The 15,180-nt window shown below is 70.1% G+C and carries 13 protein-coding genes; 7 read left to right on the forward strand and 6 right to left on the reverse strand.

Annotated elements, in window-relative coordinates:
* Nucleotides 1-197: 197 nt before the first annotated feature.
* The 3 genes from Q0Q47_RS30075 to Q0Q47_RS30085 are packed head-to-tail and all read right to left on the reverse strand — an operon-like array spanning nt 198 to nt 3,542.
* Entirely contained in the window at nt 198-1,163 is a 966-nt protein-coding gene (locus tag Q0Q47_RS30075; protein ID WP_293868735.1) for a 2-hydroxyacid dehydrogenase, read from the reverse strand.
* Between the two features lie 22 nt (nt 1,164-1,185).
* A complete protein-coding gene (gene ggt, locus Q0Q47_RS30080) occupies nt 1,186-2,853 on the reverse strand; it encodes a gamma-glutamyltransferase (RefSeq protein WP_293868737.1) in 1,668 nt (555 codons plus the stop codon).
* An 11-nt stretch (nt 2,854-2,864) separates the two neighbouring features.
* Entirely contained in the window at nt 2,865-3,542 is a 678-nt protein-coding gene (locus Q0Q47_RS30085) for an RraA family protein (RefSeq protein WP_293868739.1), read from the reverse strand.
* A gap of 407 nt (nt 3,543-3,949) precedes the next feature.
* Here Q0Q47_RS30085 and Q0Q47_RS30090 point away from each other — a divergent pair, with 407 nt between their 5' ends.
* Nucleotides 3,950-5,281 (forward strand): LLM class flavin-dependent oxidoreductase, encoded by a 1,332-nt coding sequence (locus Q0Q47_RS30090; protein ID WP_293868741.1) that lies wholly within the window; start codon nt 3,950-3,952, stop codon nt 5,279-5,281.
* Between the two features lie 6 nt (nt 5,282-5,287).
* Here the strand turns inward: Q0Q47_RS30090 and Q0Q47_RS30095 are convergent, their stop codons facing one another.
* Nucleotides 5,288-5,599: a hypothetical protein gene (locus Q0Q47_RS30095; RefSeq protein WP_293868743.1), complete on the reverse strand. Its 312-nt coding sequence runs from the start codon at nt 5,597-5,599 to the stop codon at nt 5,288-5,290.
* Nucleotides 5,600-5,984: 385 nt separating this feature from the next.
* On the opposite strand from Q0Q47_RS30095, the gene Q0Q47_RS30100 reads away from it, so the two are divergent.
* The 5 genes from Q0Q47_RS30100 to Q0Q47_RS30120 all read left to right on the forward strand — a co-directional run bounded on the left by Q0Q47_RS30100 (nt 5,985) and on the right by Q0Q47_RS30120 (nt 12,673).
* A complete protein-coding gene (locus Q0Q47_RS30100; RefSeq protein WP_293868745.1) occupies nt 5,985-6,839 on the forward strand; it encodes a flagellin in 855 nt (284 codons plus the stop codon).
* A 281-nt stretch (nt 6,840-7,120) separates the two neighbouring features.
* Nucleotides 7,121-7,966 carry a flagellin gene (locus tag Q0Q47_RS30105; RefSeq protein WP_293868747.1) on the forward strand — a complete coding sequence of 282 codons (846 nt, stop codon included), beginning with the start codon at nt 7,121-7,123 and terminating at the stop codon, nt 7,964-7,966.
* Nucleotides 7,967-8,118: 152 nt separating this feature from the next.
* Nucleotides 8,119-9,816, forward strand: coding sequence for a mucoidy inhibitor MuiA family protein (locus tag Q0Q47_RS30110; RefSeq protein ID WP_293868749.1), 1,698 nt, complete (start codon nt 8,119-8,121; stop codon nt 9,814-9,816).
* A gap of 185 nt (nt 9,817-10,001) precedes the next feature.
* Nucleotides 10,002-11,294, forward strand: coding sequence for an adenylosuccinate synthase (locus Q0Q47_RS30115; protein ID WP_293868751.1), 1,293 nt, complete (start codon nt 10,002-10,004; stop codon nt 11,292-11,294).
* A gap of 32 nt (nt 11,295-11,326) precedes the next feature.
* Entirely contained in the window at nt 11,327-12,673 is a 1,347-nt protein-coding gene (locus Q0Q47_RS30120) for a histidine kinase (RefSeq protein ID WP_293868753.1), read from the forward strand.
* 65 nt (nt 12,674-12,738) lie between these two features.
* Here the strand turns inward: Q0Q47_RS30120 and rpoH are convergent, their stop codons facing one another.
* Together rpoH and Q0Q47_RS30130 are read right to left on the reverse strand one after the other, a co-directional pair.
* Entirely contained in the window at nt 12,739-13,647 is a 909-nt protein-coding gene (gene rpoH / locus Q0Q47_RS30125; protein ID WP_293868755.1) for an RNA polymerase sigma factor RpoH, read from the reverse strand.
* Between the two features lie 171 nt (nt 13,648-13,818).
* Nucleotides 13,819-14,799, reverse strand: coding sequence for an RluA family pseudouridine synthase (locus tag Q0Q47_RS30130; RefSeq protein WP_293868759.1), 981 nt, complete (start codon nt 14,797-14,799; stop codon nt 13,819-13,821).
* 90 nt (nt 14,800-14,889) lie between these two features.
* Between Q0Q47_RS30130 and Q0Q47_RS30135 the strand changes: the two genes are divergently transcribed.
* The coding region (locus Q0Q47_RS30135; protein WP_293868757.1) for a hypothetical protein at nt 14,890-15,180 on the forward strand (291 nt) is incomplete at its 3' end.

Raw genomic sequence — 15,180 nt, forward strand, 5'->3', positions numbered from 1 at the left:
AGAGTGTCAGGGATGTCCCCGAACAGCTGTCAGGTATGTCTCCGGGCTGTACACCAAGCCCGGGGATGACGGCTGAGAGGTCGGTTTGAACTGGACGGCCCGTCCTTCGGCCAAAGGTTCACAGGGCCTAAGCAGCGGCCGCAGGCCGCGTGTCGAAGGATGAGGAGCTTGGGGCAGGCAGTGGAACAACAGCCTGCTCACACCACGCTGTCGATCTCAGGCACGGGCTCGCCGCGTGAGACGTGCTGGATGTTGCGGAACATGTGCAGCACCGTCGACTTGAAGATGTCGACGACGATGGCCGCCAGGTGCGGCGTCACCACGCAGTTGTCGAGGGTGAGCAGGGGGCTGTCGGCCGGCAGCGGCTCGACGGAGTAGACGTCCATCGCCGCGGCGCTGATGGTGCGGGCCCGCAGCGCGTCCACGAGGTCGTCCTCGACCACGACGCCGCCCCGGGCGGTGTTCACCAGCACCGCCGTCTTCTTCATCTTCGCCAGGCTGTCGCGGTTGATCAGACCGCTCGTCTCGGGGGTCAGCGGGCAGTTCAGGACGATGACGTCGGCGCTGGCGTAGATCTCGTCGAGCGGGGCGTGACGCGCGTTCAGCGGCTGCTCCTCCTCGGCCGTGAGCGGGTTGCGCTTGTAGTAGAGGATCTTGCAGTTGAAGCCGCGCAGCAGCTTCGCGACGGTCTGGCCGATGCCGCCGAACCCGATGATGCCGACGGTCTTGCCCGACAGCAGGAAGGTCTCCCCGGGGACGTTCGGCGGACGCCACTCGCCGCCCTTCAGCTTCATGTGGCTGTGGGGAATGCAGCGCAGGGCCGCGAGCGCGAGGGCGACCGTGAACTCGGCCACCGCCACCGTGTTGTTGCCCGTCGTGCGGGCCACCTTGATGCCGAGCTGCCGGGCGGTCTCCGTGTCGAGGTTGTCGACGCCCACGCCCCACTTGTGCAGCAGCTTGAGCTTCCTGGCGGCCCGCAGCACGTCGCCCGACACGGCGACCTGGCCGGAGATGGCGTAGTCGGCGTCGGCGATGATCTCCTTGAGATGGTCGTCGCCGCGTGCCGTCCCGTGGGCAAGGACGAAGCCCTCGGGCAGCATCGCGCGGATCACGTCGGCGCGCTTGGGATCCATGGGATCCAGGAAGACGATCTTTTCAGTCATGGGACGGTCCGTGGTGTGTGGATCAGGTGATGGAGAAGCGCACGCCGGCCCGCGCCCGGCCGCCGGCCAGCGCGACGGGCGTGCCGTCGGCGCGCCAGCAGGCAGCGCCCGTGAAGGTGCCGTCCGTCTCGAGCGCGATCGCGTTCATGCCGCCGGCCACGCGGGGCGCGCGCACGATGCGGTGGCCGCGCGCGGTCAGCGCGTCGGCGACGGCGTCGGGGATGGCGTGCTCGAGCTCGAGTACGCCGCCTTCTGTCCACACGCGGGGGGCCTCGACGGCCTCCTGGAGGCTCATGCCGTGGTCGATCAGGTTGACGATCGCCTGCATGGCGGAGGGGAAGATCCGCAACGCGCCGGGCAGGCCGAGCGCGAAGGAGAACCGCCCGTCACGCAGCGCCATCATCGGCGCCATGGACGTGAAGCAGCGCTTGCCCGGCGCGATCGACAGCGCGCGCCCGGGATGCGGATCGTAGTTGAACATGTAGTTGTTGGCGATCATGCCCGTGCCCGGGATCTGCGTGCAGGCGCCGAACAGGCCGTTGATCGTCTGCGTCGCGGCCACGACGTTGCCGAAGCGATCAGCCACCGTGACGTGCGTCGTGTCGGCGGATTCGCCGCCGGTGATCCCGGGCAGCCACTCCCTCGCCTCGTCCATCCGGATCAGCGCGCGCCGCTCCGCCGCATAGGCCTTGTCCGTGAGCCGGCCGATCGGAACCTTGACGAAGGCGGGATCGGCCGTCGCGACCGCGCGATCGGCGAAGGCGATCTTCAGCACCTCCGCCAGCAGGTGCACCGCGTCCGTGGAGCCGAAGCCGAGGGCGCCGATGTCCCAACCTTCCAGGATGTTCAGCATCTGCACGACGTGCACGCCGGAGGAGGCGGGCGGCGGCGGTCCGACGATCTCGTATCCGCGATAGGTGCCGCGCACCGGCTCGCGCGTGACCACGCGGTAGTCGGCCAGATCCTTCTCGTCGATCAGGCCGCCCTTGTCAGCCATGAAGCGCGCCAGCGTCCCGCCGAGCTCTCCACCGTAGAGCGCCGAGGGTCCCTGCTCCGCGATCAGCGACAGCGTGCGGGCATAGTCCTCCTGCACGAGGCGGGAGCCGGCGCGGATGGCCTCGCCACCCGGCAGGAACAGCGCGGAAAGCCCCGGATCGCCGGCGAGATCGGCGGCGCAGTCGCCCGCGCAGTCGGAGAGGTAGGGGCTCACGACGAAGCCGCGCGCGGCGAGCCTGATGGCGGGCTGCAGCACCTCGGCGAGCGACAGCGTGCCGTAGCGCTCGAGCGTCTCGCACCAGGCGGCGAGCGCGCCCGGCACCGCGACGGCGAGCGGCCCGACGACGTTCAGCCGGTCGCGGACGTCGCGGGCCTTGCCGATCTCGTTGGAGACCGGTTCGTACATGGACGAGCTCGCGCGGTGCGGGGCCGTCGACAGGCCGTCCACGACGAGGTGCCGGCCATCGGCGAGACGCAGATGGGCGATGCCTCCCCCGAGGATGCCGACCATCATGGGCTCGACGACGGTGAGCGCGAAGAGCGCGGCGACCGCCGCATCGATCGCGTTGCCGTCGGCCAGCAACATTTCCGAGCCGGCGGCGGAGGCCAGCGGGTGGTTGGTGACGACCATGCCGCGCGAGCCCGAGGCCGGGCGCTTCTCGCAGGTGAAGGTCGCGACGCGCGGTGCGGGCATGGGGCGCATCCTCAGCCGTTCTGCTTCATGGCTTCGAGCACCATCCGGGTGGCGCCCGAGATGTCGCCCAGCTTCTCGCCGGCCTTGACGCGGGTTTGCGTGCGCTCGCCGCGCTCCTGGCGGGCGATGGCCGCGTCGGCGATGGCCTCGGCCTCGCCCGCGGGCAGCACGAGCACGCCCGACTCGTCGGCCAGGATGATGTCGCCGGCGCGCACCGGCACGTTGCCGCACGAGATCGGCAGGTTCAGCGTGCCACCCAGATTGTAGAGGCGCGTGGTGATCGGCGACATGCCTCGGCACCACAGCGGGAAGTCGGAGTCCTCGATCTCGGTGAGGTCGGTGCACGGTCCGTCGACGATGCCGCCGACCGCGCCGGCGGCCTTGGCCGCGATGGTGACCCCGCCGCCCCAGCAGGCATGCTTGTCGTCGCCGAGCCGGTCGACGACCAGGATGTCGCCCGGGCGCAGCAGGCCGAGCGTGTGATGGAGCAGCGTCGAGTCCTGGCCGGGGATGGCCAGCGTAACGGCGGCGCCGGCGATGCGCTTGCGGCGCAGAAGCGGCTGGATGCCGCGATCCATGAACCCCCAATGCTGGGAATGGCCGACGGTGGCCGTTTCCACCTGCAGCAGCTTGTCCACCAGCGCGGCGGACGGCTGCGCCGGCATGGGATCGATCCGATAGTCAGGCATGGCGTTCTCCTCGATGCATGCACTGCGGCTCTTCGTGGTCGCATGCCGGTGGCACGCTCCAGCACCCCACCGCCCGCGCGACGCCGACGAGCGTTCCACCGCCATCACCACGACCAGCGTGAGGGCGATGTGCAGGGCGGACGGAGCGGCGATCAGGGGGGCGGTTGGGCCCCGCCACGGAGAGTTGCGCGACTGTAACAGCGGCGGGTCATCTGACAACCGCGCGCCTTGCAGACCAGCGCACCGGAAGAACGCCCTCCCGCGGGCCCGCCGGACATGCGTTTCGGCGCGTTCGGGCCGCGACAAAGGGAAGATCCCTCTCTTGCGGCACGCCGCCGGGAGCGCGAGCATCGGCACGCGGCGCATCGCGACCGCGCCGCGACATCTCCCGCACGCGAGGACCAGCCATGTCGAAACGTCAGCTGAAGCTCGGCGCGTTCATGCGCCCCATCAGCATCCACACCGGCGCGTGGCGGTTTCCCGGCGCCCTGCCCGACGCGAACTTCAATTTCCCGGCCATTCGCCACTATGCCCGTCGGCTCGAGGCGGCGAAGTTCGACGCCTTCTTCATGGCCGACCATCTCGCCGTGCTGAACATGCCCGTGGAGGCCCTGCGCCGGAGCCACACGGTGACCTCCTTCGAGCCGTTCACGCTGCTCTCGGCGCTGGCCGCCTCGACCGAGCGGATCGGCCTCGTCGCGACGGCCTCGACGACCTTCGACGCCGCCTACCACATCGCCCGGCGCTTCGCCTCGCTCGACCACATCAGCGGCGGGCGAGCGGGATGGAACATCGTCACCACGTCCAATCCCGACGCGGCGCTGAACTTCGGGCTGGACGAGCACATGGAGCACGGCGAGCGCTACGAGCGGGCACGCGAGTTCTACGACGTGGTCACCGGCCTGTGGGACAGCTTCGCCGACGACGCCTTCATCCGCGACGCGGCCAGCGGGATCTACTTCGATCCCTCGCGCATGCACGTGCTCGCACACCAGGGGGAGCACCTGAAGGTGCGTGGTCCCTTGAACATTGCCCGCCCGCCGCAGGGCTGGCCGGTGATCGTGCAGGCCGGCGCCTCGGAACCGGGCAAGCAGCTGGCGGCGGAGACGGCCGAAGTCGTCTTCGCCGCGGGCGGCAGCCTGGCCGACGCGAAACGGTTCTATGCCGACGTGAAGGGGCGCATGCCGGCCGCCGGGCGCGACCCCGACAGCCTCAAGATCCTGCCGGGCGCCTTCGTCGTGGTCGGCGACACGGTCGAGGAGGCGCGGGCCATCCGGGCGACGCTGGACGGGCTCGTCCACCTCGACAGCGCCATCGCCTCGCTGTCGATCGCGCTGGGCCACGACGTGTCGGGTTTCGATCTCGACGCACCGCTGCCGGCCATCCCCGAGACCAACCAGAGCAAGAGTAGCCGGGAGCGCGTGCTGGCCTTGGCGGAGCGCGAGGGCCTGACCGTGCGCCAGCTCGCGCAGCGGCTCGGCGGCTATGCCGGGCTCGCCTTCGTTGGAACGCCGGCGACGATCGCCGACGAGATGGAGCGGTGGCTGGAGGAACGCGGCTGCGACGGTTTCAACGTCATGTTCCCCTTCCTGCCGGCCGGTCTCGACGCGTTCGTGGACACGGTCGTGCCGGAGCTCCAGCGCCGCGGCCTCTTCAGGCGCGAGTACGAGGGGACGACGCTGCGCGACCACCTGGGCTTGCAGCGTCCGCCAAACCGGTTCTTCGCGGCGAAGGCGTGATCGACCTCAGGGGCAGAGGTAGTCGCGGCCGGTCGGACGACAGACGTTGCCGTTGGGCAGCAGGAGGTCGCCGGACGTGGAGCGCTGGACATAGGCGCCGTTGGGAAGCTGGAAGCCGCCCTCGGTGTCGCGCATGACGCGGGTCCCGTCGGGCAGGAGGTAGCCGGAGGTCCCCTCGGCCCGGATCAGTTTCGCGTTCGACACGGGCGGCGCACTCACGGCGACGGGGCGCGGCACCTGGGAGGACGACATGCAGGCGCCCAGCGCGAGCACCGGCAGCACCATCGCGGCCCGGACCAGCATCGTCGTGTTCTTCATGGTTTCGACCCTCTCCACTCTTCGCCGCGACAACCGGCCCGCCCGTTCAATGGTTCCGGTCCAAATCCGTCGGAGCCGGACCTCGATCTTGCCAAGCAGACCCTTATCAATCGATTGCTCCAGCGTCCAACGCGCCTCGCCGGCCTCCGGCGCGCCGACACCCACCCCAGCGACAATACAACCGCTCAAGCAATTCTAGATTGTAATTTGGCGAAAATACGGCATGTCATCTTCTTGAAATCGCTCGCTTCCAGAGAAAACAACGGATCGTTTACCGAACTGAGCCCCATATACTTCGAATTGTACTTTTGTTTACACGCGTCTTGGGATTGTGCTTCCGCGATCCTGGACGGGGTCGCTTCATTGCCAGAAGGAGTTCATTTCCATGCCCGTTACCCTTTCAGCAGGTATTCGCACGGCCCTGGAATCCATCCAGGACGCCGCCAATGCGGCCACGACGGCACAGACGCGCCTCGCCACGGGAAAGAAGATCGCGACGGCGGTCGACGGCCCCTTGAACTACTACACGGCCGCCGGCCTCACGAACCGCGCGAGCGACCTTGCCGGCCTGCAGGATTCGATGACGAATGCGGTGAAGACCGTCGATGCGGCGTCCGCCGGCATCGACGGCATGACCCGTCTGCTGCAGACCGCCCAGGGCCTGGCGAGTTCGGCCGCCGCGACCAGCGACATGACGTCCCGGGCGTCCCTGCTCACGCAGTACAACACCGTCCTCAAGCAGGTGGACGAGGTGATGAAGAACTCGGGCTACAACGGCATCAACCTGCTGAACGGGGACAAGCTCAACGTCAAGTTCGACGCGAGTTCGACGACGGCGACGCTCGGCATCCAGAACATGGCCACCGGCGCCCTCACGGCGAATGCCCTCGGCGTCGTCACCGCGGCGGCGGGAGCCTGGACGAACGGCACGCCGACGGCGGGAACGGACACGAGCGGAGATGCCGCGATCCAGACGCAGCTCACGAACCTGACCAAGGCCCTCAACTCGCTGCGCGCGGAGGCGAGCGGGCTGGGCGCCAACGGCGCCATCGTCAAGACCCGCCAGGACTTCACCTCGGCCATGATCAGCACGTTGCGCTCCGGTGCCGACGCCCTGACGCTCGCCGACGTCAACGAGGAAGGGGCTTCGCTGGTCTCGCTGAACACGCGCGCCCAGTTGGCCCAGACGTCGCTGTCGCTGGCGGCGCAGCGCGAGCAGGCCGTGCTGCGACTGTTCTGACGTGACGGGCGGCGGGCGAGAGTCCGCCGCCTTTCTCGCTGCCGTCATCCCCGCGCAATGGATGCCTGGCCTGGGCGGCGGAGCGCTTTCACCGGGCCGGACGGAGCGGGCGCGACCTCGCCGATTTGACAACGATTAAGTTTTTGGATCGCGTTCGATACGTCGCGTTAAGCATCTCGAAGTGCGCCTATTTCTGGTTGTATTCTCATTAACGAGCTTCCTCCAATTGTTCCCATCGCGAGCCAGAACGGCAGCGTACGGAACCAGAAGGAAGCATACCCATGGCAGTCACTCTCTCCTCGGGCATTCGCGATGCCCTCCTGTCGATCCAGCAGACGACGGCTTCTGCGGCGACCGCCCAGACCCGCCTCGCCACCGGCCGGAAGATCAACACCGCGATCGACAATCCGCTGAACTACTTCACGGCAGCGGGCCTCAACGACCGGGCGAGCGACCTGTCGAACCTCCAGGACGCGATGGGCAATGCGGTGAAGACGATCGATGCCGCCTCGACCGGCATCGACGGCATGTCGAAGCTGCTGCAGACCGCGCAAGGTCTCGCCAGCTCGGCGTCGGCCACCACCGACTCCTCGACCCGCGCGTCGCTGATGAAGCAGTACAACACCATCCTCGCCCAGGTGGACGAGCTGATGGGCAACTCCGGCTTCAACGGCATCAACCTGCTCAAGGGCGACAAGCTGACCGTGAAGTTCGACGGCAGCACGACGACCGCGACGCTGGGCATCCAGAACCTCGCCACGGGCGCGCTGACGGCGACGGCGCTCGGCATCGCCACGGGCGCCGCGGGCGCCTGGACCAACGGCGCGGGCACCGACACCACCGGCGACGTGGCCATCGCCACGCAGCTCACCAACGTCGCCAAGGCGATCACGACGCTGCGCAGCGAAGCGAGCGCGCTCGGCGCCAACGGCGCCATCGTGAAGACCCGCCAGGAGTTCACGGCGTCCATCATCAACACGCTGAAGACCGGCGCCGACCAGCTCACCCTCGCCGACGTCAACGAGGAAGGTGCCAACCTGATCTCGCTGAACACGCGCGGCCAGCTGGCCCAGACGGCCCTCTCGCTCGCCTCCCAGCGCGAGCAGGCGGTCCTGCGTCTCTTCTGACGTCCTTCCCGGAGGCGGGCGTCGCGCCCGCCTCCGCTCCTCCTTTTGCGCCGTCGCCCGCAGCAAGCTCCCGCTTTCCGCCACGCTTGCGCCGCACGCCGTCCCAAGTCCGGCAGTTTCCTGCGCGCCTGTCCCGCCGTCGGAACCCAGCCATGTCGCACCGCCTCCTGCCGGTCCTCCTCGCCGGCATCGCGCCGCTCCTGCCCGTCTGCGCCTTCGCGGCCGACATCGACCTGGCCTCCCAGATCGGCGAGGTCACGGTGTATCCCGACGGCGCCTCGGTGGTGCGGACCGCGCCCCTGCGGCTGCCAGCCGGCGCCTCGACGGTCATCTTCCGCAACCTGTCGCCCAGCATTGATCCCGCCTCCATCCGCGTGGAGGGCGAGGCCTCGGCACGGCTCGCCATCGGCGCGGTCGACGTGCGCCTGGTCCCGGCCGACCCCAAGGCCGCGGCCAATCCGGAGCTTGAACGGCGCATCGACGACCTGCGGGCCCAGCGCGAGTCCCTGAAGGCGGCGATCGACGCCGCAGAGGGCAAGAAGGCCGCCATCCAGCGCTTCGCCCAGGCCGGGGCGAGCCGACCGGCCGACGAGAACGGGATCCTGCCCGTCGAGAAATGGGCCTCCGCCTGGGACGCCGTCGGCGAGGGCCTGGCGAAGGTCAACGAGACCCTGGTCGACCTGAACCGGCGCAGCACGCGCCTGGACGGCGAGATCGCCGCGCTGGAGGCCACGCGCCCCCGCGCCGCGCCGCCTTCGGCTCCCCGCCGCGACGTCACCGTGGGACTGGACGCCGCCGATGCCCTTGAGGGAACGCTGCGCCTGACCTATCGGGTGAGCGGCGCCAGCTGGACCCCCACCTACGATGCCCGCCTGGATACCGGCGGCCGCGATCGCAAACCCTCGCTAGAGATCGTGCGGCGCGCCGCGGTGCAGCAGAAGACCGGCGAGGACTGGACCGGCGTGACCATGACCGTGTCCACCGTGCGCGCGGCGCGCGGCACCGCGGCTCCCGACGTCCCGCCGCTGATCGTCAACCTGTACGATCCCTCCTACGCCATGCGGCAGCCCATGGCTGCGCCGGCTCCCGCCGCCCCCGCCGCGGCGCTGGCGGCCCGGCAGGAGGCTGCCGCCGACCAGGAGCGCGCCCGCAAGATCACCACCATGCCGGCGAGCGTGGAGACCGCCACGAGCGAGAGCGCGCCGTTCCAGAGCGCCTTCAAGGTCACCGGGCCGGTGACGCTCGCCGCCGACGGCGTCCAGCGCAACCTCGTGCTGTCCAGCCGACGGCTCGACCCGACGCTGCTGGTGCGCACCGCGCCGGCACTGGACGACACGGCCTACCTGGAAGCCTCCTTCGTCAACGACGAGGACGCGCCGCTGCTGCCGGGGCTCGTCCAGCTGCAACGCGATGGAACCGCGATCGGCCGCGGCCGGATCGGCCTGGTGGCTTCGGGCGACAAGGCGGATCTCGGCTTCGGCGCGGACGACAAGGTGAAGGTCACGCGCGTGCCGCTGCGCCGCAAGGAGAACGAGCCGGGCTGGATCGGCTCCAGCAAAACCGACATCCGCGAATTCAAGACGGTTGTCCGCAACCTGCACGACACGCCCCTGCGGATCGCCGTGCTGGATCAGCTCCCCGTGTCCGAGAACAGCGCGGTCACGGTGGAACTGCTCTCCACCTCGACGCCGGCCACCGAGAAGACGGTCGGGGACAAGCGCGGCGTCACCGGCTGGACCTGGGACTATCAGCCCGGCGAGCAGAAGGAGATCCGCTTCGGCTATCGGCTCAAATGGCCGGCGGACAGGGATCTCGTGTTCGGCGCGGGGCCGGTGCCGCTGTCGCGCTGAGAGCGGCGGGATGGCCTGTGCGCTTTACGCTCCGGCCGCGATTGTATAACACGTCGCGGCAAGCCCCGGCCGTTCCGACTTGCGGATGAGCCGGGGCTCTTGCGTCCGGCGCCTTCGCTGGCGGTTCATCCGTGGCACTGAGCGACCGCCCGCGGCGGTCCATGGGATCCTTCGGAGTACGCGCAATGGCCAATGTCGTGGTGGTGGGCGCCCAGTGGGGCGACGAGGGCAAGGGCAAGCTCGTCGACTGGCTGTCGGAACAGGCGGACACGGTCGTCCGGTTCCAGGGCGGCCACAATGCCGGGCACACGCTGGTCATCGGCGAGAACGTCTACAAGCTGTCGCTCCTGCCGTCCGGCGTGGTGCGTCCCAACAAGCTCTCGGTCATCGGCAGCGGCGTGGTGCTGGATCCCCATCACCTGGCCTCCGAGGTCGAGAAGCTCATCGGCCAGGGCGTGCCGATCTCGCGCGACAATCTCCGCGTCGCCGACAACGCGCCGCTGATCCTCTCCGTGCATCGGGAGCTGGACGCGCTGCGCGAATCGTCGAACGCCGGCACGCGCATCGGCACCACCAAGCGCGGCATCGGGCCGGCCTACGAGGACAAGGTGGGCCGCCGCGCCATCCGGCTGATGGACCTCGCCGACCCCGACACGCTCGACGACAAGATCGAGCGCCTGCTCTCGCACCACAACACGCTGCGCCGCGGCCTCGGCCTGCCGGAGTTCCAGGCGGCGGCGATCCGCGAGGAGCTCATGTCGGTGGCGCCGAAGGTGCTGCCCTACATGGACACGGTGTGGCGGCTGCTCGACGAGGAGCGCCGGGCCGGGAAGCGGATCCTGTTCGAAGGCGCCCAGGGCGCCCTCCTCGACATCGACCACGGGACCTATCCCTTCGTCACCTCCTCCAACACCGTCGCCGGGCAGGCCGCGACCGGCTCCGGCCTCGGCCCGCGCGCCATCGGCTATGTCCTCGGCATCGCCAAGGCCTACACCACGCGCGTCGGCGAGGGTCCCTTCCCCACGGAGCTCGACAACGAGATCGGCAACCGGATCGGCGAGCGGGGACGCGAGTTCGGCACGGTGACGGGCCGCAAGCGCCGCTGCGGCTGGTTCGATTCGGTGCTGGTGCGCCAGACCGTGCGGACCTCCGGCATCGACGGGATCGCGCTGACCAAGCTCGACATCCTGGACGGCTTCGAGACCATCGAGGTCTGCGTCCGCTATCGCCTCGACGGGCAGGAGATCGATCACCTGCCGGCGAGCCAGAGCGCGCAGGCGCGGGTCGAACCGGTCTACGAGACGATCGAGGGCTGGAGCGGATCCACGGCGGGAGCGCGCTCCTGGGCCGATCTGCCGGCACAGGCCATCAAGTATGTCCGCCGCATCGAGGAACTCATCGGCGCCCCGGTGGCGCTGGTCTCGACCAGCCCCGACCGCGAGGACACCATTCTCGTGCAGAATCCCTTCGAGGCTTGACGCTCCAGGCCGCAGACCCGATGTGAGACGGCATGGCTGACTACTATCCGCTGATCTCGCGTGCCGTGGCGAATCTCGGGCCGAGCAGCCCGGAGCAACGCCGCGACCTCTACGAGCGCGCGACGGCGGCCCTGCTGGGCCAGCTCAGGCATTCGGACCCGCCGATTCCCGACGGCGACATCGATCGCGAGCGGGTGTCCCTCGAGGACGCCATCCGGCGCGTGGAAACCGAGGTGGGCGGTGGCGTGCAGCGCGCCCCCGAACCCGTCGTCGCGCCGCCGATGGCCGAACCCGAGCCGCCCCCGGCGACCGTCGTCGTCCAGCCGCCCTCGGCTGCCGCGCGACGGCCGGTGAGCGCGGTCGTGCCCGAGACCGCGCTGCCCCACAGCCCGGCGGAGAGCATGGCCGACACGGGGCTGCCGCCCGCGGACGGCGACGCCGGCACGGCCGACGATGCGCGCTGGCGCGACGCCGGGGCGGCTCGTCCGCGGCCGCCGGCGCCCCGCCTGGAAAACCGCGACCGGCGCTGGCTGCGCGCCAGCGTCATCGGCGTCGCGATCGCGCTCGTCGTGGGCCTGACGGCGACAGCGGCGATGATGCTGAAGCACCAGCCGTCGGAGTTCCTGCCGCAGACGCCGCAACAGCAGGCGGCTGCCGACGCGAACGCCAAGATCCAGGACCGCCTGGGCGGAGACGCCCCGTCCGCGACCGCGGCGACCGACCCGTCCCGGCCGGCCGCGCCGAACGCCGGAGGGGGCGCGGCCCCCTCAGCCGGCCAGCCTCCGCAGCAGACGGCGAGCATCCCCGCGCCCCAGCAGGCGGCTCCCATCGGCGTGCTCCAGCGCGTGATCCTCATCGAGGAACCGCCGGAGGGCAGCCAGGAGGTTCGGCAGACGCAAGGCCGGGTTCGGTGGCGGCTGGACAGCGTGAGCTCCGGTCCGGGCGAGCCCCTGGACGCGGCGGTGCGGGCGGACGTGGACCTGCCCGACGCCGGCCTGAAGGTGGATCTCCTCATCCGTCGCAACCGCGACGCCGCCCTGCCCGCCTCGCATACGATCGAACTGAAGTTCGCCGCCACGGCGAGCAGCCCCACCGGGCCGGTGCGTGACGTCGGCGTGCCCGAGATGCGCCAGGACGAGGGACAGCGCGGCACGCCGCTGGCGGGCATCGCGGTTCCGGTGACGGACAATCTGTTCCTGACCGGGCTGAGCAGCCTCTCGTCGGACGTTCAGCGCAACCTCGACCTGATGCGCGGGCGCAACTGGTTCATGGTGCCGCTGCGCTTCGCGACCGGGCGTCGCGCGGTGCTTCTGGTGGAAAAGGGCGCGACGGGCGGCAGGACGCTGGCGGATGCGCTGCAGGCCTGGCAGCAGGGCTGAGGCCTTTCGAATCCCCTGCCCCGGACGCAGAAAAGAATGACGGCAAATGCGACCGCGGCGCGCCGTCAGGCGCGCGCGGTGGGCAGGGCCAGGCGCGCGGCTTCCCGCCGCGCGATGGCTTCCTTGACGGCCTTCTGGACCTTTTCGAAGGCCCGGACCTCGATCTGGCGGACGCGCTCGCGCGACACGCTGAATTCGGACGAGAGGTCCTCCAGCGTCATCGGGTCCTCGGCGAGACGCCGGGCCTCGAAGATCCTGCGCTCGCGATCGTTGAGCACGCCGAGCGCCTCGCGCAGCGCCTGATGGCGCGTGTCGGCCTCCTCCTGCTCGACCAGGATGTTCTCCTGGCTGGAGCTGTCGTCGGCGAGCCAGTCCTGCCACTCGCCCTCGCCGTCCCCGTCGCTGCGGATCGGGGCGTTGAGGGAGGCGTCGCCGCCCAGGCGGCGGTTCATCTCGACCACCTCGTGCTCGGCGACGCCGAGCTTGGTGGCGATGGCCTTCACCTGGTCGGGGCGCAGGTCGCCCTCGTCGAGCGCCGAGATCTGGCTCTTCGCCTTGCGCAGGTTGAAGAACAGCTTCTTCTGGTTCGCCGTGGTGCCCATCTTCACCAGCGACCACGACCGCAGGATGTATTCCTGGATCGAGGCCTTGATCCACCACATGGCGTAGGTGGCCAGGCGGAAACCCTTCTCGGGCTCGAATCGCTTCACGGCCTGCATCAGGCCCACATTGCCCTCGGAGATCACTTCGCCGATGGGCAGGCCATAGCCGCGATAGCCCATGGCGATCTTGGCCACGAGACGCAGGTGGGACGTGACGAGCCGGTGAGCCGCTTCGGAATCCTCATGCTCGCGCCAACGCTTGGCGAGCATGTACTCCTCGTCGGGCTGCAGCATCGGGAACTTGCGGATCTCGTCGAGATACCGCGAAAGACCGCCTTCGGCGGCAATGATCGGAAGTGCGGCGGACGCCATTCCATCCTCCTTTGGCCCCTCGTGCCGAGCGGGCGCTGTCGCGACCGCCAGATCGGCCGGCCGCAGCTGCAGCGTATCATCCGGCCGACCTTGACCGAAAGAGGGCAAGAAAGCCCGCTATGGACCGCAAGAACGCAAAATATGCCGTGTGGTTTCGCACATTTTGATGGCTCAGCCCCGCAACGCGGCCAGCAGCGCGGCCATGTCGGCCGGCAGCGGGCTTTCGAAATGCAGCGTCTCGCCCGTCACGGGATGCTCGAAGCCGAGTTCGGCCGCATGCAGCGCCTGGCGGGAAAACGCCTCCACCGCGGCCCGCGCGGCGGGGGCGAGCAGGGCCGTCTTGGTGCGGAATCCCGCCCCGTAGGTCGCGTCGCCGACGAGCGGATGGCCCAGATGCGCCATGTGGACGCGGATCTGGTGGGTGCGGCCCGTCTCGAGCCTGCAGGTCACGAGGCTGGCGGCGGGCGAACCGTCGGCGCCCAGGAAGCTCTCGTCGCGCTCGTAGTGGGTGATCGCCTCGCGGCCGCGGTCGGCCGGAACGACGGCCATGCGGTCGCGATGGCGGGTCGAACGGTCGAGATTGGCGTCGACGGTGCCGTGCTGGCGCGGCAGGACGCCCCAGACGACGGCGCGGTAGGCGCGCTCGAGGGGGCCGGTGCGGCCATGGTCGGCGAACTGGGCGGCGAGGCCCTGGTGGGCGCGGTCGGTCTTGGCGACGACCAACAGCCCGGTCGTGTCCTTGTCCAGCCGGTGGACGATCCCCGGGCGCCGGACGCCGCCGATGCCGGAGAGGCTGTCGCCGCAATGGGCGATCAGGGCATTGACCAGGGTGCCGTCGTCGTGGCCGGCGGCGGGGTGGACGACGAGCCCGGCGGGCTTGTCGATGACGAGCAGCTGGTCGTCCTCGTAGACGACGTCGAGCGGGATGGCCTGGCCCTGCGGCTCGGCCGGGACGGGCGGGGGCACGTCGACGACGATCGCGGCGCCGGCCTCGACCTTGCGGCCCGGGTCGTCGACCGGCGCGCCGGCCACCGTGACGCAGCCCTCCAGCACGAGCGCCTTCAGCCGCGTGCGCGACAGGGACGGGATGGCGCGGGCCAGGAACCGGTCCAGCCGCTCGCCTTTGTCCTCGGGGCGGGCTAGAAGCTCGATCCGCCCCTCTGCCGGTGCCGTGTCCGGGGTCACGCGTGTTCCTTTCCGGCGGGGAGCATCCCCGCAAACCGTCCTGATGCCGAGCGCCCGATGAGCCCGACCCCTCCGCCCTCCGAGGCCCGCGACCGCGACTCCGAGGAGGCCAAGGCCCGCGAGCAGGCACGGCTCATGGCGCTGAAGATCGTCGTCATCGTCCTGGGGGTGATCCTCGTGGCGATGGCGCTGGTGGTCTTTTCCACGCTCATCGTCCGCGCCGTCAAGGGCCGCGGTGCCGAGCCGGCGCCCGCGGCGACCGCGCCCGCCCCCCCGGCGGCGCCCGCGACACCGTCCCGGGCCGCCGGGTTGCCCCCTGCCGCTGCTGCCGGCGCGGTCCTTCCGCCC

The organism is uncultured Alsobacter sp. (assembly GCF_945952055.1).
In the GTDB taxonomy this organism is placed as follows: Bacteria; Pseudomonadota; Alphaproteobacteria; order Rhizobiales; family Beijerinckiaceae; genus Alsobacter.